Below are 18,719 nucleotides of genomic sequence, written 5' to 3'. Positions count from 1 at the left end.
ACAGCATGGCATTCCGCATGCATCACCGAGTGCGCAATACCGTTATATATGTGCTGGTAGCGACGCTGGTCTTCGTGGGAACCGCGGCGGCCGCCACATTCTTGGATATCAACAGCACCATCGAAAACGGCGAGGTAAGGATCATCCCGCAGAAGGGGCAGAAGGAAGCCGAACTCGTCGATCCGAACGCAGGCAAGTCCATCGAGCTTCTGGTGCTCGGCCAAGACACCCGTGACGGCGCCGACAATGCGGCCATCGGCGGCGGCGGCGACACCAGCGAAGGCTCCCATCAAGCGGATACCACCATGGTGGTGCAGATCTCCGCAGACCGCAGCTACATCAATCTCGTCTCCATTCCGCGAGACTCCCTGGTCGACGCGCCGAGCTGCGAAACCAGCAAAGGCACGATGAGCGCCCAGTACAACGTGATGTTCAACTCGGTTTTCGCCAACGGCTACACCACCGGTGACGATCTGGCATCCGCGGCGAGCTGCACGGTGAACGCGGTCAACTCGCTGACCGGCCTGAACATCCAGAACTTCATCGTGGTGGACTTCAACGGTTTGAAGGATATGATCAACGCCATCGGCGGTGTGAAAATCTGCATCCCCTCCGACGTGAAGGACCCCTACACCGGACTCAATCTTGCGAAGGGCCTGCACCAGCTTGACGGCCTGAGCGCCACCCAGTACGCGCGAACCCGCTACAGCATGGGCGACGGCTCCGACGTACAGCGCACCACCCGCCAGCAGTACCTCATCAAGCAGCTGCTGCAGCAGGCACTCGACAAGAACATCTTCACCCATACGAGCGAGCTCTACCAGCTGGCGAAGTCCGCGCTCAAATCATTGAACATCTCGCATGGCCTCGCCGACACCGCCACGCTCGCAGGTCTGGCCATGAGCCTGAAGAACCTGAACGTGTCCCACGTGTATACGCGCACGCTCCCCGTGGTAACGGCGCCGAACGACCCCAACCGCGTGGTGTGGGATTCGAGCGCCGACCAGTTGTGGGCCAAGATGAGGGAAGGCAAACCGTTCATCGAGGAGACGCAGCAGAGCACCGACAACGGCAACCAGGATTCCTCGAACAACGACGCGAACCAGCAGGATTCCGCCGATCAGAACAACGCGCAACAGACCCCGCAGAACAACGCGCAACAGACCCCGCAGAACACGAAGGTCGCCGAAGGCGTGGAGAAGACCCCGGACGGCAGGTACATCGATACCGCCACTGGCGGTGTGATCGATACGGAAACCGGAGCCGTCCAGGACGCCAACACCGGTCAAGTCCTCGGCATTTCCGAGGCGTATCTCAACAATGTGGTGTGCCCGGTGCAATAGCGGAACGCGCCGGAATCAACGATCGCACAAGGCGACGCGGGGCGAGCCCGGCGTCGCCTTGTGCCGGAAATGAGGAAAAACCTCGTTTAGGCACCCGTTCATACGGCATTATGTGCAACAGTGGCATAGATTTTGGTATTGCTCAGGAGGCGACATGGCACAGGACAATGAGGGACAGCGTCCACAGGGCACTCCGCCCAGCTTCATTCCCGCAGGCTCACGTCGTCGCGGCACCGCCTCCGCCGCACCCGCATCCCCGGCATCCCCGGCAGCATCAGCTGCCTCATCAGCGGCACCCGCCGCACAGGCAGCTCCCGCATCCCCCTCCGTATCTCCTTCGATGGCCCCCTCGCCGGCATCCTTGCCGGCTTCCACCGCTTCCGCTTCCGACACCGCATCGCCGATCCCGCCAAGTTTCACCCCCCCGGTCCGTCGACGTACGGAACCCACCCGGGCCGCGTCCCCGGCGGCACGCTCCACCGCGAGCCACGCTGACCGGTTCCCCACGGGCTCCTCCCCCATCAGCCGTGGCACGTCCGTCCAGACCGCAAAACCGACGGCCCCATCCGTCCCCCCGGCATCGGACCGGGTTGCAAACCAGAATCCAAACGGAGCTGCAGCACCCATGAGTTTCGCTCCCTCATCGTCCCGATCGGCAAGAACCTCACGCGGCACCAACGGCACTTCCCCACGCGTGTCCCGTCCCGCGGCGCAGCCTGCGCCGTATCGCGGTTCGACACGTCCGCAAAGCGCCTCCCCCATGCCTCCAAGCAGACCGAACGGCCCGGCCTCCGCCGCCATGCCGCGCAGGCGCCGTGGCCCCAAGCGCATCATCACCCTTGCGGTGCTCGTGCTGCTGGGCGCACTGGCCCTCGCCGTGTTCGGCGGATGGAACTGGGTGAACGGCCGTCTGAACAAGGAGAACGACTGGCTAACCAGCAAATCCAACGGTCCGGCCACATCATGGCTTATCCTCGGCTCCGACGAACGTGACGGCACCGTGGGCGGCACCGCCGACGACACCCCCGGTTTCAGAACCGACACCATCCTCGTGCTCACCAAGCCGAAGTCCGGACCGAGCTCGCTCATCTCCATCCCGCGAGACTCCCTGGTGCAGGTCAACGGCCAGTATATGAAGATCAACGCCGCCGCGGAGCTTGGCAGCAACAAGTCCCTGGTGGAATCCGTCGAATCGATCACCGGACAGAAGATCAACCACATCGCCAAGATCAAATTCGGTGGCCTGCAAAGCGTAGTGAATGCCATCGGCGGCGTCAACCTGTGCTACGACCAGACGGTGAGCGACCCGTATTCCGGGCTCGACTGGCAGGCGGGCTGCCATACCGTCGACGGCGGTACCGCGCTGGCGTTCTCCCGTATGCGTTACGCGGACGCGAACGGCGATTTCGGTCGTGCGCAGCGCCAGCGTCAGGTGATCGGCGCGATCATGTCCAAGGCCATGTCCAAGGAAACACTGTCCAGCCCGGCGAAGGTGATGAAAGCCGCGGATGCGGCGCTTGCCGCGATCACCGTGGACAACAAGACCTCCCCCCTGACGTTGGCGCAGATGGCGTTCGCATTCAAGGCCGCCACCGGGGACGATGGCATCAGCGGCAGCGTGTACTGGACGGATCCGGGCTATATGGTCGACGGCATCGGTTCGTCGGTACTGCTCGACGATACGCGCAACACTGACCTGTTCAGCCAGCTGGCCGCCGGCACCCACGCCGCAGGCAAGGTGGGCACTCTGGCCGAAGGCTGACAGGATCACGTTTTTCGCTTCCCGATGCGCTCCCCGCAAACTGATTTCAGGGCGGCTCGTCTTCCAAGATGGTCGCCCTTATTGTCGTTGCCGATGTTCCTCCGATTTGTGTTCTCCTGATTTGTACTCCCCTGTTCTGCGCGTCTTGCGCCGTCCTGTGTACGGCCGCGCATGCGCGTTGCCACGCGTTCGAAATTGCGTATGAGCGAAAAGCGATGTTGGAGGAATCGTGAATGATCGGTGGAGTGTCGACCACATGCCCCGTACGGCTTGACCGCCGTTCGCGCTTCACCGCACACTGGGTGCATGCGACGACAAGGACGAACGGAACGACAGACGGGTCAGGCGGGGCCAACGCGGCGGACAGAACGTCTGACGATGCTGGTCATGGTGGCGCCGATGACGGGCCAGCTCATGCTGATCGCCATGATGGTGGCATTCCGGCAGTGGATGTTCGCCGCGATGATGGTTCCCTCGATGTTGGGATGCATGGCTTCGCTGGCGTTGGCGCGGTTGCAGCGTTCCGATGGCATGGACGGGAACACGGACGATCCCGAGGGTTTCCCCCGCCATGCCGTGCCGTCGGGAGGTTCGTCCGCCGCGGATTTTGGTGGCGCTGATGATGCGGCGGTGTTGCAACGTCTTGCGAGCGTGGATCTGGAAACGCTGCTGGAGTTGCGGCGTGAAACCGATCCCCTGCCGTGGCGGACCGTGGCCCGGCAATGGTTGTTGCCGTTTTCGATGAGTGTGCCGGTCGGTATGGCGCAGCATGATGCGGTGAGGCTTGATCTGAGCCGTCAGGGGCCGCATGCCTTGGTGGCCGGGACCACGGGCTCGGGCAAGTCCGTGCTGTTGCAAAGCTGGTGTCTGGCGATGGCGGTGCGTAATCCTCCCGACCGTCTCCAATTCGTGTTCCTTGATTTCAAGGGCGGGACGGCGTTCCGCCCGCTCGAACGGCTGCCGCATTGCGTAGGCAATGTGTGCGATCTTGATCTGCAGCATGCCGTCCGCGCCCTGCATGCGTTGGATGTCGAGCTGAAGCGCAGGGAGCGGCTGGTGGCCGAACGGCGGGCGCATGATGTCGCCGCGTTGCGTTCGGCCCCGCCCAGGCTGGTGGTCGTCGTCGATGAGTTCCATGCGTTGCGCGAACAGCTTCCCGATGTGGTGAACCGTATCGTGCGTATCGCCTCATTGGGCCGTTCGCTCGGCATGCATGTGATCGCGTGCACGCAGCATCCAGTCGGTCAGGTCTCTTCAGAGATGAAGGCGAATATGACGTTGGGATTGTGTCTGCGCGTGCGGGACGCCATGCAGTCGGTGGAGATTCTCGGTTCCGGCAGGGCCGCGGGGATTCCGCCGTCGTTGCCGGGCGTGGTGTATTGCAATGACGGCGAAGGCGTGGAGGCATGGCGTTGCGCCGCGGCGAGGGACATCACGCGCATGGTCGACGCGGTGGGGTTGGCCGCGCGATACCACGGAACCGTGCCACCGCCCGCCCTGTTCTCCGTTCCGCTGCCCCGCACAGTGGCGAGACTGCCGGCGCTTCCCGCTTCCAGCGACATTTCCCGCGGCATCCCCTTCGCCTTGGCCGATGACGGTGTGACGCTGCACACCGCCATACTGCCATTGGATCACGGCAACATCGGTGTCATCGGACCGCAAGGCCGGGGCAAGACCACGCTGCTTGGTCAGATCGCCGGCCAGATCGCCGGCCGGTTGTGCGACGATGCCTCCGACGCGGTTACGGTGCGTTGGACGCGGCGCGGCGCGATTGGATATGAGACGCATACGCTTTCCGGTTGGTGCGACGAGGACGCTGACATGGCCGATGCCGGCGCTGGCACCGGTTCCAATGGCGGTCCCGGTTCCAACGGTGATTCCGGTTCCAACAACGTCCACGGCTCCGGTTCCGCCCATGCCCACGCCGGCATGCCGCAGGCATCGCCGCGGCTCGTATGGCTGGTGGATGACGCTGATCCGCTGTTCGACCCGTTCTGCGCCGATCCGCTCGGAGTGCAATTGCGCGAGGCACTGGCCGATCACGGCACACTCGTCGTGTTCGCCGTGGAGTCCAGCCGCCATGTGCGCATCCCCGAGCAATGCGCGGTGCGCGTGGTGTTCCCCACCGCCGACAAGGCCACCGACCAGATGAACGGCATACCCGCCGCCCTATGGTTGTCATTCGACGCGGAAAGCCTGACTTTGCCGGGCCGAGCGGTGTTTATCGACCGTGCTCGGGTGGTGCCGGTACAATGCCCATTTGGAGACAGTTCGTGAAACTTCGCCAATCTCTTCGAGAAAAACTCTTGAAAAACTTGGTGGAACGTGCTTATCTGTTACAGGAAAGATTGTTTTGGACATTCCATTTGGGAGGAAATAATGAGCAGCGCTTTTGATTGGCGAGCCAAGGCCGCATGCCGCGACAAGGATCCCGAGTTGTTCTTCCCCGTCGGCAACACCGGCGCTGCGTATCAGCAAATCGAAGAGGCCAAGGCCGTGTGCCGCACCTGCAAGGTGATCGACGCCTGCCTGAAGTGCGCACTCGACACGAACCAGGATTACGGCGTGTGGGGTGGCCTGAGCGAGGACGAACGTCGTCAGCTCAAGCGTAAGGCGATGCGTCTGCGTCGTTCGCAGGCCATGCAAATGCAGATCTGATATCTGCATCATCTAAGACGTTCGGTTCTTGTTGATGCTCGCCGAACGAGAGGGGCGGAAAGCGTAAGCTTTCCGTCCCTTCTATTTGCCTGAACCGTACGGCGTGCGGGTCACAGCTGGGATTGGGCCGCGCGGAGCGTCATGTCCAGCACCACCCTGGTACCGCCCTCGCGGCGGGCCTGCCAGTGCACGCTGCCGCCGAAATCGTTGGTCACGAAGGTGTTGATGATCTGCGTGCCCAGACCGGAACCGGACGAACGCGCCATGCCGCCATGCGCCTCGGAGTCAAGGCCTACGCCGTCATCCTCCACCACGACGTTGAGGTTCGCGCCGGAACGCCCCACGGAAACCGTGATATGGCCGTCCGTACGCCCCTCGAAGCCATGCTCCACGCAGTTGGTGATCAGCTCGGTGAGCACCAGGGAGAGCGGCGTGGCGTCCTGCGCGGGCATCATGCCGAACTTGCCGAGGAAGCTGATGTCGATGTGCTGGTCGCGCATGGTGGCCAGGTCGACCGTCATCCTCAACAGCTTGGAGATCACCTTGTCGAAGTCGACGACCTCGTCGGCGGTCTGGCTCAGCCCCTCGTGCACCATGGCGATGGTCTGCACGCGGCGCTGCGCCTCCTTGAGCTCGTTCTTCACCTCTTCGGACTTGGTCTTGCGAGCCTGCAGACGCAGCAGCGCGGACACGGCCTGCAGGTTGTTCTTCACACGATGGTGAATCTCGGAGATCGTGGCGTCCTTGGTCTGCAACTCCTTCTCGCGGCGGCGCAGCTCGGTGACGTCGCGGCACAGCACGATCGCGCCCATGCGGCCGTTCTCGTCGTACAGCGGCAGGGAGCGCAGGGAGACGGCGGAATGGTTGGTGCAGATCTCCGAATCGACGGCGGCCTTGCCGCTGAGCACGAGCGGCAGCTGGTCGTCGACCGGGTCGTCGGTGTGCAGCAGGTTCACGCCGAGCTCGCTCAGATAGTGGCCCCGCATGGTGGCGAGCAGCCCGATCCTGCGGAAACAGCTGATGGCGTTCGGCGAGGCGTAGCGCACGATGCCGTCCACGGTGAGGATGATGAACCCGTCCGACATGCGGGCGATGTGGCGCTGGCTCATCACCGCGTCAGTGTACGGGAACTGCCCTCGCGGGATCATCTTGAACAGCTGCTTGCCGGAGTTGATGCTCTCGGTCTCATAGCGGCCGTTCGATTCGCGCGTGGTCATGTTCGTCTCGCGCACCACCAGGCCCAGCGTCTTGCCATGGGCGCGCACGGGCGCGTACACGGTGCAGACGTTGACCTTGCCGAAGTCGCGCATCACCGGGGATCGGTAGACGCCCTCGGATTCCATGGCCGCGTCGAGTTCCGCAGTCATATCCTCGGGCACGATCTTGCCGACGATGTCGTCGGCGCGCAGGGTCACCATGGTGGACGGACGGCACTGTTCGGCCACGACGTATTGTCCTTCGCCATTCTTGATGAGCAACAGCAGGTCCGCGAAACTGAGATCGGCGACCACCTGCCAGTCGGCTACCAAGTGGTGCATCCATTCACGATCTCTGTCATCGAAGTCCGGACGCGTTGCGAGTATTTGAGAGAAATCGGCCATGCGACCATAATACGCACGCCCCGCGCGTTGACACGGTGATATTGACGTCATGTCACTTGACTTTCCACTAACCTACGGTATCGTAGGTTACGGTTGCGTAACCAACCTGGGAGGATCGACCATGTCAGAACGCGAAGAGTCCGAAATCGAACGCAAGCAGGCCGCGGTGACGGACGCGCACGAACAGGCCATCAGATCGAAGGCCGACGGCGCACGCGCACGCGCACGCCTCAAAGCGGAGAAAATCCGTCTGAAGGCCGAGGCGAAAGCGGCGCATACCATCGCCAAGGGCGAAATCAAAGCCGCCAAAATCGAAGGCATCGAACTGCCCGAACTGGAAAAGAAAAACAAGAAGCCACGCAAGATCCGCTACGACGTGCACGGCAGACCGAAGCCCGCGATGCGCGGATGGATCCACGCCGTGGCCGCCCCGCTCTCCCTCGCGGCCGGCATCGTGCTCATCTGCCTGGCCAAGCAGCCCGGCCTCAAATGGGCCTGCGCCGTGTTCATGGTCAGCTCCCTCATCCTCTTCACCAATTCCGCGGCCTACCATCTGGGCGACTGGAACCCGAAGGTCACCGACATGCTGCGTCGCATCGACCATGTGAACATCTTCCTGCTCATCGCCGGCACCTACACGCCCGTGTCGTTCGCCCTGCAACCGTTCTGGCGCAACCTGGTCATCATCTCCATGTGGGTGTGCACCGCCATCGCCATCATCATCCACGGCGTCTGGATCAACGCGCCGCGCTGGCTGTACACCCTGGTGTATGTCATCTTCGGCATCTACGGGCTCGCCTACATGGCCCTGTTCTGGACCTCGCCCGTGGCGGGACCGGCGGTGACGATCCTCATCATCGCGGGCGGCGTCTGCTATATCACCGGAGCCATCGTCTACGCGCGGCGCAAGCCCGATCCATGGCCGCGCGTGTTCGGCTTCCACGAGATCTTCCACTGCGGCACCGTCGCCGGGTACGCGTGCCACATGGTCGCCATCTACATGGTGATCGTCAACATGTGGACCATGGTCCCCTGATCGACGCACATCGGAACCGCGACGGAACCACATACCCGTGCATATATGAGTGGAGGCGCCACCCCGTCAATGGGGTGGCGCCTCCACTCATATATCCCTTGAATCGCGGCCCGTAGCAGCCGTCTCATAACGGCCGGCAGGCGGCTTACGCGCGGATTCAGCTCAGCGGCTTGGAATCCTTGATGGTCACGGAGATCTCGCGGCCATTGGGGGCCTGATAGGTGACGGTGTCGCCGACCTTCGCGCCGTAGATCGCGGCGCCGATCGGGGACTCCGGGCTGATGATGGCCTGATCGGTGGCGATGGCGAGATCATGCGATCCCAGCACGAACACCTTCTCGCGGCCGTTCATGTCGAGCGTGACCAGGGAGCCGTCACCGACCTTGCCGGCGGGCGGCGCGGTGAGGATCTTGGCGTGACGCAGCTTGAACGTCAGCTCCTCGATACGGCCCTGATTGACGCGCTGGGCTTCGCGTGCGGCATGGTAGCCGCCGTTCTCGCTCAGATCGCCTTCGGCGCGCGCGGCGGAAACCTTGGCGATGATCTCGTCGCGGTACTCCCCCTCACGCCACTTCAGCTCCTCCTGCATCTTGTCGTAAGCCTCCTGCGTAAGCAGGAAAACCTGATCCTCTTGTATCATATCGACTCCTTCATTGTTCGCAGAAAGCGCCGGGACCCTAACACCCGACGCTTCCGACGTATATCAGTGATATCAGTGTTGAATGGTGATCAGCGCGTGGAAATGATATCGACCACGAACACCAGAGTGTCGCCGCCACCGATGCCGGCCTGCGGGACGCCACGGCTGCCATAGCCGTACTCCGGCGGGATGGAGACCACGAGACGGGAACCGACGTTGTGGCCCGGCACCGTCTGATCCCAGCCCTTGATGACCTGCCCCACGCCGATGCCGAAGCTGGCCGGCTGGTGTCGGTCGAAGCTGGAGTCGAACGGCTCCTCCTTACCCCACACCACGCCGTGATAGTTCACGGTGACGGTGTCGCCGCGACGCACCATCGGGCCATCGCCTTCGATGAGCTCCACGGCCTTCAGGCCCTTCGGGGCTTCCTCGGTGGGGAATTCAATCTTCGGACGGGCCCCGAACTCGCTGTTCACCTTGGGCATCTGATCTGCCATGTCACAAAACCTCCTGTTTGGGCAATGCGCTCTAGATTAGCACCATCGCACGCTTTTGGGCATCTTCGCGGCAAAACCGCCGCATTCCGAACACTTCGCGCAGGCGCGACGGCATAGGAAAGCGGCCGGGCACAGGTGCTCAGCCGCCGAAGCCTCTCGATATCCGCCTATATCCGCCGGTATTTGCCCGCGCCTGCCGGCATTTACCGGTACAGTGCGCCGAACATCATCACCATGGCGATCAGGCCGAACACCGCGAGTGCAATCTGCACGGCCAGCAGTCCGAAGGCGAGCGGCTTCCTCGTGCGCAGTTTGGGGGCGAGCACCTGCCCCAGCAGGAACGCCAGGAAGCCGAACACCGCGTAGTTCAATGCGACGGCCAGCACATCGCCGTTGGCCAGCACCACACCGTTGAGCGGCTGGCCGATGGAGTTCATCATCGAGGTCATCACCAGCAGGCCCCACACACCGTAGCCGATGAATCCGACGACGCCGTAGACCAGCGGCCTGAACCGTGCCTTCATGCGCAGGGTGAAGGATTCCGCGCACCATAGCAGCGCGAACCCGACCACGTACGTGAACACGACGGCGACTGCCAGCGTCACGCACATCCACGGCACCAAGGCGACGCCGCCGCCCAGCATCGACAGGTAGAAACCGGAGCAGGAGATGGCTCCGACCGCCAGCACCGTGCCGATGATGATGGCCTGCGTCGGCATGACCGGCAGTCCGTCGTTCGTGGTCTTCTCTACGTCGTTCGGGTTGGACGGCATATGCGCTCCTCACATCGTCTCATGCATGTCGTGGAGCACCTTACCTGCCGTATGTTTCGCTTGTTTTGCCATGCCATGCGCCATGCCCTGTTTCGCGCCGTGTTCCATGCCGTGTGAACGGGGATATGGGAAAGGCCCGCCGTCGCCAGCGGGCCTTTCCCGTGTTCGGTGCCTCCAGCGGGACTCGAACCCGCAAGCCGAAGCGACTGATTTTAAGTCAGCTGCGTATACCAATTTCGCCATGGAGGCATGCCGGCCGGGTCATCACGCCCCTCGTGCGAGGAGTGGCGCCGGTCGACGCTTCTTGTATGCTAGCACGCCGTTCAGGCGGCAAGCAGCCTACGGCCGTAATCCAGCACGAGACCATCGAGCAGACCATGCTCGCTGGCCACGAACGAGTCAATCGGCTCGCCGTGATCGGCTTCGGCGGCCGCGCTGACGCGCGACAGCACACGGTTCCACACCACGGCGCCGCCGCCCACCACGTCGATGCGGCCGGGGTGGATGGTCTTGTATTCGGCGCGTTCGGCGCGTGTCATGTTCAGGAACCGGTCGTCCACCTTGTAGGCCTCCTCCACGGGCAGACGGTAGCCGTCCACCAGGGAGTGGTCGTATTCCTTCAGTCCCATGGCCAGCGCGGTCATGGTGGTGACGGTGCCGGAGACGCCGATGATGGTGCGTGCACGGCCCGCGGGCACGGTGCGGAAAGCCTCGTCGATATGCTCGTCGATGTCCTTGTACGCCTCCTCGATCTGTTCGGCGGTGGGCGGGTCGTTCTTCAGATGGCGTTCGGTCATGCGCACGGATCCGATGTTCATGGAGTACGCCGCCTGCACCTGGGTGGCGGGCGCGTTCACGCCGTCGCCGCCGATGACGAGCTCGGTGGAGCCGCCGCCCAGATCGACCACCAGGTACGGGGGTTTCAGGTCGTTCCTGGGCACGACGCTGGTTGCGCCCAGGAAGCTCAGGTCGGCCTCCTCAGTACCGGGGATGACTTCGGGGCGCACACCGAGAATCTCCTCGATGCCGTCCTCGAACTCCTCACGGTTGGCGGCGTCGCGCGTGGCGGACGTGGCGACGAAGCGCAGGCCGTCGACGGGATGCTCCTTGAGGATGCCTGCGAATTCGCGTGCGGCGGCGTAGGCGCGTTCCAGCGCCTCATCCGCGAAGCGATGCGTCTTGTCGACATCCTGACCGAGGCGGATCACCTTCAACTGGCGTGGCACGATTTCCGTCATGCCGTTCTCGTCGACTCGCGCCACCTTGAGTCGGATGGAATTCGTTCCGCAGTCGATACCTGCCACGGTTACCGATTTCATCATCGTTTCTTATCCCTTCCCTTATCCCTATGCCGGTTCCTGTCGCCCCCCGACGTTCGTGCGGGGACTCGTCTCGTTTCGCTGTCGCTAGTCGCGGGTCTCGTCCGCGGACGGCCATGCCACGCTGCAACGGCAGACGGCGGGATCGAATTCGCTTTTGACGCGTTCGAGCACCATGTCGCCGATCGGGTTCACGCCGGGCCCCATCACCAGGGACTGCGCGATCAGGGCGTGCAGGCACTTGACGCGCACGGGCATGCCACCCGCCGATGTGCCCTCGATGTGTTCCTCGCTGTCGCCCAGACGCGTGGCGATGGCGTGGCGGAATTCGAGGTACAGCCTGTGCGCACGCTCGTACGCGGCCTTGACGTCATCATCCTCGGCGACCATCTCGCCGTAGTCGCGCATGGAGCCTTCGGCTTCGACATGCGACGCGGCCTTGACCGCCTCGGGGCTGGTCAGATAGCAGGTCGTGGGGAACGGCACTCCCCCGGGCAGCAACGGCCTGGTCACCACGGCGAGCGGACGGCCGCACACGCAGCGCGCGCCCACGGCCACCATGCCACGGGGGTACCTGCCCAACTGCTCCTGCACGATGGCGATGTCTCGTTCCGCAGGCTGCTGCGCGAGAAACTGCTCTGCCAATGCGTCGGGTTCGATCTGGCTCACTGTTGCCCTTCCTGTGTCGTTGTTCGTTCGTTGTGCGTTTGCTATGCGTTCGATGCGTTCCCACCGTCACGGCCGCCCATGCGTCATGCTGCGTGGCGGACGGTGAGGTTGCGCTACTTGTTGTCGGATTGGTCGGATTCCTTGAAGGCGTAGGACAGTTCGCTGTACCATGGCAGCTTCTGTTCCGTCGATTCCTTGCTCTTCGAGGATTCGGCGTCGGATTCCTTGCCCGTCACCGCCTCCGGGTTCATCACGTGCACGGACTGTTCGCCAGGGAACACGAAGCCGAGCCGTTCGCGTGCCTGGGCTGCGACGTAGGATTCGTCGTCCCAGCGGGCGATGTCGTTCTCGAGTTCCTGCTTCTGCGCGATGAGCGCCGCCTCCTGACGTTTCAGGTTGTTGAGGTGCGCGAGATCGTTCGCGTAGGCGTTGAAGGTGGATACCAGTTGGATGGCCGCGACCAGCACGATGAACAGGGAGACGAAGAAGGCGATCGGTCCGCCGGAGCGCGATGCCTTGCTCTTCTGAGCGTTGCCTTCGCCTTTCCCGGTCTTCACGGTTCTGCCGGTGGTCTTCGCGGCGCCACCGGACGCGCTGCGCTTCCGAATGCTCATGGCTTCCAACCTACCCGTCGCATTCGACTACACCGGGCGGCTTGCGGCCCGTGAACGCCCGCTATCCCATCCGCGAAAACCACGCCGGGACCCGTCGGCATCCGCGTCGCCGCACCCATTCCAAGCAATGCGAAAGGGTGGGACGTTCCTAGGAACATCCCACCCTCAAGCGAATGAATCAGATCACGCTAAGCGCGCGAATCGACTCACTTGGCGATGTACTTCTTGCAGGCCTTGAAAGCGCTGTAGCCGGCGTACTGAGCGGTGGAGCCGAGCTCCTCCTCGATCTCGAGCAGGCGGTTGTACTTGGCGATACGCTCGCCACGAGCCGGGGCACCGGTCTTGATCTGGCGGGTGTTCTTGGCGACAGCCAGGTCGGAGATGGTGGTGTCCGGGGTCTCGCCGGAACGGTGGGAAACCATGGAAGTGTAGCCGTTGGCGGTGGCCAGCTCGATGGCGTCCAGGGTCTCGGTGACGGTGCCGATCTGGTTCAGCTTGACCAGCAGGGAGTTGGCGGCACCCATCTCGATGGCCTTGGCCAGACGCTTCGGGTTGGTGACCAGGAGGTCATCGCCGACGAACTGCAGACGATCGCCGAGCTTGGCGGTGATGTCGGCCCAATCCTGCCAGCCTTCTTCCTGGAACGGATCCTCGATGGAGACGATCGGGTACTCGTTGATCAGGTTCTCGTAGAAGTCGAGCATGTAGCCGGCCTCGCGGTCGTCACCCTCGAAGTGGTACTTGCCGGTCTGCTTGTTGTAGAACTCGGAGGAAGCAACGTCCAGAGAGATGCCGATCTGCTTGCCCGGCTCGTAGCCAGCGGCGGAGATGGCGTCCATGATGTAGTTCAGGGAGTCCTTGTTGGACTTCATCTTCGGAGCGAAGCCGCCCTCGTCACCCAGACCGGTGGCCAGGCCTTCCTTCTTCAGGACGTTCTTCAGGGTGTGGTAGACCTCGACGCCGGCGCGCAGAGCCTCGGAGTAGGAGTCGAAGCCGTACGGGGAGATCATGTACTCCTGGATGTCGGTGGCGAAGTCAGCGTGGGCGCCACCGTTCATGATGTTCATGTTCGGGACCGGCAGGATGTGGCCGTTGGTGCCGCCGATGTAGCGGTACAGCGGCATGCCGGCGGACTCGGCGGAGGCGTACAGGGCGGCCAGGGAGACGCCGAGGATGGCGTTGGCGCCGAGACGGCCCTTGTTCGGGGTGCCGTCGAGCTCGATCATCAGATCGTCGAGAGCGCGCTGGTCGGCGGCATCCATGCCGATGACCTTCGGAGCGATCTCCTCGTTCACTGCCTTGACAGCGTCGAGCACGCCCTTGCCCTGGTAGACGGACTTGTCACCATCGCGGCGCTCCCAAGCCTCAGCCTCACCAGTGGAAGCACCGGACGGAACCAGACCCAGGCCCTGAGCACCGTCTTCGGTATCAAGCACGACCTCGACGGTCGGGTTGCCACGGGAATCAAGAATCTGACGCGCGTACACGCTTTCAATTGCTGCCACAACTACTCCTTTAAACGCTAGGTTGTGATGTCAATGCCAAGAATAATGGGATTGATGGACGAAACACGCCTTCACCGGAGGGCGTGTTAACGGCGCGGCTTGGGCGTCCACGCCAGGTCGTCGAGCAGCTGGTTGAGCCAGAGCATGATCTGGTCGCCGCTCATGGGCTGCGAGCCGAGCGAACCCGCGAACGGGGCGGGGACGATGAGCTGATGGGTGACCGGCCGGTACTGGAAGCCGCGGTAGATCCTCGACATGCGCATGCGCACCGATTCGGCGGGGTCGATGCGCCCGATGCGCACGCGGTTCGACTGGGCGAGGATCTCGCTGATGCCCATCATGCGCGCCTTGAACTTGAGGCGGGCCACGTCGAAGAGGGTGTCGAACTGTTCCGGCGGCTTGCCGTAGCGGTCGGCCAGCTCCTCGCGCAGCGCGGCCAGATCGTCCTCGGTGCGGGCGGCTGCGAGTTTGCGGTACGCCTCCAGACGCAGCTTGTCGGAATCGATGTAATCCACCGGGATCGATGCCTCGACCGGCAGGTCCACCGACACGGCCATCGGCTCGGCGGCCTTGTCCGGTTCCTTGTACGCTTCGACGGCCTCGGAGACCATGCGCACGTACAGGTCGAAGCCGACGCCCTCGATGTGGCCGGACTGCTGGTCGCCGAGCAGGTTGCCGGTGCCGCGCAGCTCGAGGTCCTTCATCGCCACGTCGAAGCCGGAGCCGAGCGCCGTGTTCTGCGCGATGGTGGCCAAACGGTCGTGCGACTGCTGGGTCATGGGCTTGGACGGGTCGTACAGGAAGTAGGCGTAGGCGCGTTCGCGGCCACGACCCACGCGGCCGCGCAGCTGGTGCAGCTGGCTTAAGCCGAACCGGTCGGCATGGTCGACGATCAGCGTGTTCGCGTTCGAGATATCAAGGCCAGTTTCGATGATCGTGGTGCACACCAGCACGTCGATGTCCCTGTGCCAGAAGTCGCGAATCACCTGGTCGAGCTGCTTCTCGCCCATCTTGCCATGCGCGATGCCGACGTGGCTTTCGGGCACGAGCTGGTGGATCTTGTCCGCCACGGCGGCGATGTCCTCCACGCGGTTGTGCACGTAGAACACCTGCCCGCCGCGCAGCAGTTCGCGCCGCACCGCGGCGGTGACCTGCGCGTCCTCGTACGCGCCCACGTAGGTGAGCACGGGCAGTCGGTCCTCCGGGGGCGTGGCCAGCGTGGACATCTCGCGGATGCCCGTGACCGCCATCTCCAGCGTGCGCGGGATGGGCGTGGCCGACAGGCTCAGCACGTCGACGTTCGTGCGCAGCGCCTTGAGCGTCTCCTTGTGTTCCACGCCGAAACGCTGCTCCTCGTCGATGATGACCAGGCCGAGATCTTTGAACTTGATCTTCGGGCTGAGCAGCTTGTGCGTGCCGATCACCACGTCCACGGTGCCTTCGGCGAGCCCTTCGGTGGTCTCCTTGATCTCCTTGGGCTTCTGGAAGCGGCTCATCGCGGCCACGTTGACGGGGAATCCCTCATAGCGTTCGGCGAACGTCTCGTAATGCTGCTGAACCAGCAGCGTGGTGGGCACGAGCACGGCGACCTGCTTGCCGTCCTGCACCGCCTTGAACGCGGCTCGCACGGCGATCTCGGTTTTGCCGAAGCCGACGTCGCCGCAGATCAGGCGGTCCATGGGCCGTGGCTTCTCCATGTCGGCCTTCACGTCGTCGATGGTGGTGAGCTGGTCGGCGGTCTCCTGGTACGGGAACGCGTCCTCAAGCTCCTTCTGCCACGGGGTGTCCGGGCTGAACGCGAAGCCGGGCGTGCGCTGGCGGGCCGAATACAGTTTCACCAGGTCGTCGGCGATCTCGCGCACATGCTTGCGCGCCTTGGCCTTGGTCGCGGCCCAGTCGGAGCCGCCGAGCTTGTTGAGCTTGGGGGTTTCGGCGCCGATGTACTTGCTCACCAGGTCGAGCTGGTCGGTGGGAATGAACAGTTTGTCCGGCGGGGCGCCGCGCTTGCTCGGCGCGTATTCGATGACCAGGTATTCGCGTGTGGACGCGTTCGCGCCGGTGCCGACGGTGCGCTGGCGCATCTCCACGAAACGGCCGATGCCGTGCTGCTCGTGCACCACGTAGTCGCCGGTCTTGAGCTCCATCAGGTCGATGGCCTTGCGGCGGCGTTTCGGGGTTTTGGCGCGTGCGGCGGCGCTGGTGCGACCGGTCAGGTCGCGTTCGGCGAGCAGCGCGACCTTCGCCTCCGTGTCGATGAAACCGTCGACGGCGGCGGAACGGATGGTGTCGAAGCTCGCGATACCCGTCTCATTGATGGCGCGTTTGAGCCTTGCGAGCGTGCCTTGCGCGGCTGCGGTGACGGTGACCGAGTAGCCTTCGTCGATCAATCCTTCGATGCCTGCCGCGGCCTTGCCTTCGTCACCGCGGTATTCGCCGGGCGCTTCGGCGGCGAGGCGCACGCGGCCCGTGCGGGAGGTGTCCACGTTGAAATCGGTCAGTTCGATGACGTCGTGGTCGGAATAGCCCAGTGAGCTCATGACCTCGTCGAAGTCGAGGAAACTGGCCTCGTCGAAGCTGATGGGAGCGCCGCCATGGCCGGATGCGGCCACATGCCAGCTGGCCGCGAGGAACTCGTTCGCGGTTTTCATCAGGTCGGCGGCGGCCCTGCGTAGCTTCTCCGGGTCGCTGAGCAGGATGACGGCGTGCGGGTCGATCATGCCGGCCACGGGTTCCATGTCGTCGACGAGCGCCGGCATGAGCGATTCCATGCCTTCGACGGGGATGGCGTTGGCGATGGATTCGAGCATGTCCTCCGCGTTGGGGATGGAGCCGATCAGGCTTCTCGCACGCGTGCGCACCGCGTCGGTGAGCTGCAGTTCGCGGCAGGGCGTGGCCCAAATGGTGTCGACGCCATCGCCGTACGTGCGCTGGTCGGAGGCGTGGAACTCCCTGATCTCGTCGATCTCGTCGCCGAAGAACTCGATGCGCACCGGGTGCGGATAGGTCGGCGGGAACACGTCGAGGATGCCGCCGCGCACCGCGAACTCGCCGCGGTTCATGACCAGTTCGACGCGCGTGTACGCGTTGCGCACCAATCGTTCCACGGCCTCGTCGAGCGCAAGCTCCTCGCCTTTGGCGAACACGAGCGGCTCCACTTCGCCGAGCCCGGCCACCACGGGCTGGATCAGCGAGCGCACGGGCATTACGAGGATGCGGATCGGGCCGAACATGGGGCTGCCGGGTTCGGGGTGCTTGAGTCTGCGGAATACGGCCATGCGGTTCGCGACGGTGTCGGCGCGGGGGCTGAGACGTTCGTGCGGCAGGGTCTCCCAAGCTTCGAGCTGGGCGATGTCGACGGAGTCGCCCGCGTACCAGGAGCGTAGCGCGTCGACGGTTTCCTCGGCTTCACGGCTGGAGGATACGACGTAGACGACTTGGCGGACGTTGCGGTTCGTGGCGATGGCGGATGCGAGCGCGGGTCGGATGCCTGCGGGTGCACCGACGATGAGCGAGACGTCGATGTCGTCGGATGCGGGTTCAGCTTCGCCGTTCGCGATCTTGGCGAAGGTTTCGTCGTCTCTGAGGCTTTCCAGCAGTCCGGCCAGGCTGGCATGCATCGGGTCGGCTGGCCTGCTTCCCGGCTGCGCGTGCGCGTCAGCGGCCATTGAACTTCTCCTGGGTTTTGGCGAGTCCGTGGAAGATGATCTCCTCGGCGGCGTCGGCGCCGTCGGCGAGGAAGTCGGGCAGTTGCTTGCGCTGGTCGGGGCCGAATCCGCCCAGAACCCAGTTCACGGTGTTGTCGTGCGCGTTGGCGCCGCGCTTGGCATGACCCACGCCCATGCGCACGCGGGAGTATTTCGGGGTGCCGAGCGAGCGGTCGATGGATTTGATGCCGTTGTGGCCTCCGGCGGAGCCGCCGGCTTTGACCTTGATGCGGCCGAAGTCGAGGTCCATGTCGTCGTGGATGACGATGACATGGTCGGGTTCGATCTGGTAGTAGGAGCAGATCGAGGCGACGGCGTTGCCCGATTCGTTCATGTAGGTGAGCGGCTTGGCGAGGAAGAACTTCTGGTTGCGCCCGTCGAGGTTCATCATGCCCTTGCCGAGCAGCGCGAGCCCCTTATGGTCGGAGAGGTTGACCGACCAGCGTTCGGCCAGCGCATCGGCCGTCATGAATCCCATGTTGTGACGGGTGCCTTCGTATTTGCCGCCGGGGTTGCCCAGACCTGCGATCAGCCAGAAATCGGACGCCATGTTCCCACCTTTGCCGTTGTCTTGTGTCTTGTCTTGTATGCGTGGTCT

Annotated in this window: 14 protein-coding genes, 1 tRNA gene and 1 pseudogene; 5 read left to right on the top strand and 11 right to left on the bottom strand. The window is 63.7% G+C overall.

Features of this window, described 5'->3' with window-relative positions; translation table 11 throughout:
* Positions 1 to 5: 5 nt before the first annotated feature.
* The 4 genes from BUB29_RS03445 (at position 6) to BUB29_RS03430 (ending at position 5,763) form a co-directional block, all read left to right on the top strand.
* Complete coding sequence (locus BUB29_RS03445) at positions 6 to 1,343, top strand: LCP family protein (protein WP_420796169.1); 1,338 nt, start codon at positions 6 to 8, stop codon at positions 1,341 to 1,343.
* 760 nt (positions 1,344 to 2,103) lie between these two features.
* A complete protein-coding gene (locus tag BUB29_RS03440) occupies positions 2,104 to 3,105 on the top strand; it encodes an LCP family protein (RefSeq protein ID WP_193349678.1) in 1,002 nt (333 codons plus the stop codon).
* A 378-nt stretch (positions 3,106 to 3,483) separates the two neighbouring features.
* Positions 3,484 to 5,382: an FtsK/SpoIIIE domain-containing protein gene (locus tag BUB29_RS10070; protein WP_033521771.1), complete on the top strand. Its 1,899-nt coding sequence runs from the start codon at positions 3,484 to 3,486 to the stop codon at positions 5,380 to 5,382.
* A gap of 102 nt (positions 5,383 to 5,484) precedes the next feature.
* Positions 5,485 to 5,763 carry a WhiB family transcriptional regulator gene (locus BUB29_RS03430; RefSeq protein ID WP_003826822.1) on the top strand — a complete coding sequence of 93 codons (279 nt, stop codon included), beginning with the start codon at positions 5,485 to 5,487 and terminating at the stop codon, positions 5,761 to 5,763.
* A gap of 110 nt (positions 5,764 to 5,873) precedes the next feature.
* Here BUB29_RS03430 and BUB29_RS03425 read toward each other — a convergent pair whose 3' ends face one another.
* Positions 5,874 to 7,364 carry a sensor histidine kinase gene (locus tag BUB29_RS03425; protein WP_033521773.1) on the bottom strand — a complete coding sequence of 497 codons (1,491 nt, stop codon included), beginning with the start codon at positions 7,362 to 7,364 and terminating at the stop codon, positions 5,874 to 5,876.
* A 121-nt stretch (positions 7,365 to 7,485) separates the two neighbouring features.
* Here BUB29_RS03425 and trhA point away from each other — a divergent pair, with 121 nt between their 5' ends.
* Positions 7,486 to 8,400, top strand: coding sequence for a PAQR family membrane homeostasis protein TrhA (trhA, locus tag BUB29_RS03420; protein WP_033521776.1), 915 nt, complete (start codon positions 7,486 to 7,488; stop codon positions 8,398 to 8,400).
* Between the two features lie 157 nt (positions 8,401 to 8,557).
* Here trhA and BUB29_RS03415 read toward each other — a convergent pair whose 3' ends face one another.
* The 10 genes and pseudogenes from BUB29_RS03415 to pth all read right to left on the bottom strand — a co-directional run bounded on the left by BUB29_RS03415 (position 8,558) and on the right by pth (position 18,671).
* Positions 8,558 to 9,040: a GreA/GreB family elongation factor gene (locus BUB29_RS03415; protein WP_407640902.1), complete on the bottom strand. Its 483-nt coding sequence runs from the start codon at positions 9,038 to 9,040 to the stop codon at positions 8,558 to 8,560.
* An 89-nt stretch (positions 9,041 to 9,129) separates the two neighbouring features.
* The gene (locus BUB29_RS03410) at positions 9,130 to 9,537 is read right to left on the bottom strand and encodes an FKBP-type peptidyl-prolyl cis-trans isomerase (protein WP_033521778.1); all 408 of its coding nucleotides are present in this window, start codon (positions 9,535 to 9,537) and stop codon (positions 9,130 to 9,132) included.
* 203 nt (positions 9,538 to 9,740) lie between these two features.
* Positions 9,741 to 10,310 (bottom strand): hypothetical protein, encoded by a 570-nt coding sequence (locus tag BUB29_RS03405; RefSeq protein WP_033521780.1) that lies wholly within the window; start codon positions 10,308 to 10,310, stop codon positions 9,741 to 9,743.
* Positions 10,311 to 10,479: 169 nt separating this feature from the next.
* Positions 10,480 to 10,559 (bottom strand) — tRNA-Leu (locus tag BUB29_RS03400).
* A 74-nt stretch (positions 10,560 to 10,633) separates the two neighbouring features.
* Positions 10,634 to 11,629, bottom strand: coding sequence for a Ppx/GppA phosphatase family protein (locus BUB29_RS03395; RefSeq protein ID WP_033521782.1), 996 nt, complete (start codon positions 11,627 to 11,629; stop codon positions 10,634 to 10,636).
* An 87-nt stretch (positions 11,630 to 11,716) separates the two neighbouring features.
* Entirely contained in the window at positions 11,717 to 12,289 is a 573-nt protein-coding gene (locus tag BUB29_RS03390) for a DUF501 domain-containing protein (RefSeq protein WP_407640908.1), read from the bottom strand.
* Between the two features lie 137 nt (positions 12,290 to 12,426).
* Positions 12,427 to 12,912, bottom strand: a pseudogene (locus BUB29_RS03385) (FtsB family cell division protein); the annotation flags it as partial.
* Positions 12,913 to 13,118: 206 nt separating this feature from the next.
* Positions 13,119 to 14,417, bottom strand: a complete 1,299-nt coding sequence (gene eno, locus BUB29_RS03380) for a phosphopyruvate hydratase (protein WP_033521786.1) — start codon at positions 14,415 to 14,417, stop codon at positions 13,119 to 13,121.
* 86 nt (positions 14,418 to 14,503) lie between these two features.
* Positions 14,504 to 18,082, bottom strand: coding sequence for a transcription-repair coupling factor (gene mfd / locus BUB29_RS03375; RefSeq protein ID WP_033521788.1), 3,579 nt, complete (start codon positions 18,080 to 18,082; stop codon positions 14,504 to 14,506).
* Positions 18,072 to 18,671 (bottom strand): aminoacyl-tRNA hydrolase, encoded by a 600-nt coding sequence (gene pth / locus BUB29_RS03370; protein WP_033521790.1) that lies wholly within the window; start codon positions 18,669 to 18,671, stop codon positions 18,072 to 18,074. The genes mfd and pth overlap by 11 nt, the downstream gene beginning before the upstream one ends.
* Positions 18,672 to 18,719 lie beyond the last annotated feature (48 nt).

Origin of the sequence: Bifidobacterium merycicum DSM 6492, from assembly GCF_900129045.1 — a bacterium.
GTDB lineage: Bacteria > Actinomycetota > Actinomycetes > Actinomycetales > Bifidobacteriaceae > Bifidobacterium > Bifidobacterium merycicum.
Note: the sequence above shows the minus strand (reverse complement) of the source record. Positions and strands in the feature narration are given on the sequence as shown.

Coding starts and splice junctions, on each gene's coding strand:
- BUB29_RS03440 (WP_193349678.1), top strand. CDS start 2,104: ATGCCTCCAAGCAGACCGAACGGCCCGGCCTCCGCCGCCATGCCGCGC.
- BUB29_RS03405 (WP_033521780.1), bottom strand. CDS start 10,310: ATGCCGTCCAACCCGAACGACGTAGAGAAGACCACGAACGACGGACTG.
- BUB29_RS03430 (WP_003826822.1), top strand. CDS start 5,485: ATGAGCAGCGCTTTTGATTGGCGAGCCAAGGCCGCATGCCGCGACAAG.
- BUB29_RS10070 (WP_033521771.1), top strand. CDS start 3,484: ATGCTGGTCATGGTGGCGCCGATGACGGGCCAGCTCATGCTGATCGCC.
- BUB29_RS03445 (WP_420796169.1), top strand. CDS start 6: ATGGCATTCCGCATGCATCACCGAGTGCGCAATACCGTTATATATGTG.
- trhA (WP_033521776.1), top strand. CDS start 7,486: ATGTCAGAACGCGAAGAGTCCGAAATCGAACGCAAGCAGGCCGCGGTG.
- pth (WP_033521790.1), bottom strand. CDS start 18,671: ATGGCGTCCGATTTCTGGCTGATCGCAGGTCTGGGCAACCCCGGCGGC.
- BUB29_RS03395 (WP_033521782.1), bottom strand. CDS start 11,629: ATGAAATCGGTAACCGTGGCAGGTATCGACTGCGGAACGAATTCCATC.
- mfd (WP_033521788.1), bottom strand. CDS start 18,082: ATGGCCGCTGACGCGCACGCGCAGCCGGGAAGCAGGCCAGCCGACCCG.
- BUB29_RS03425 (WP_033521773.1), bottom strand. CDS start 7,364: ATGGCCGATTTCTCTCAAATACTCGCAACGCGTCCGGACTTCGATGAC.
- BUB29_RS03410 (WP_033521778.1), bottom strand. CDS start 9,537: ATGGCAGATCAGATGCCCAAGGTGAACAGCGAGTTCGGGGCCCGTCCG.
- BUB29_RS03415 (WP_407640902.1), bottom strand. CDS start 9,040: ATGATACAAGAGGATCAGGTTTTCCTGCTTACGCAGGAGGCTTACGAC.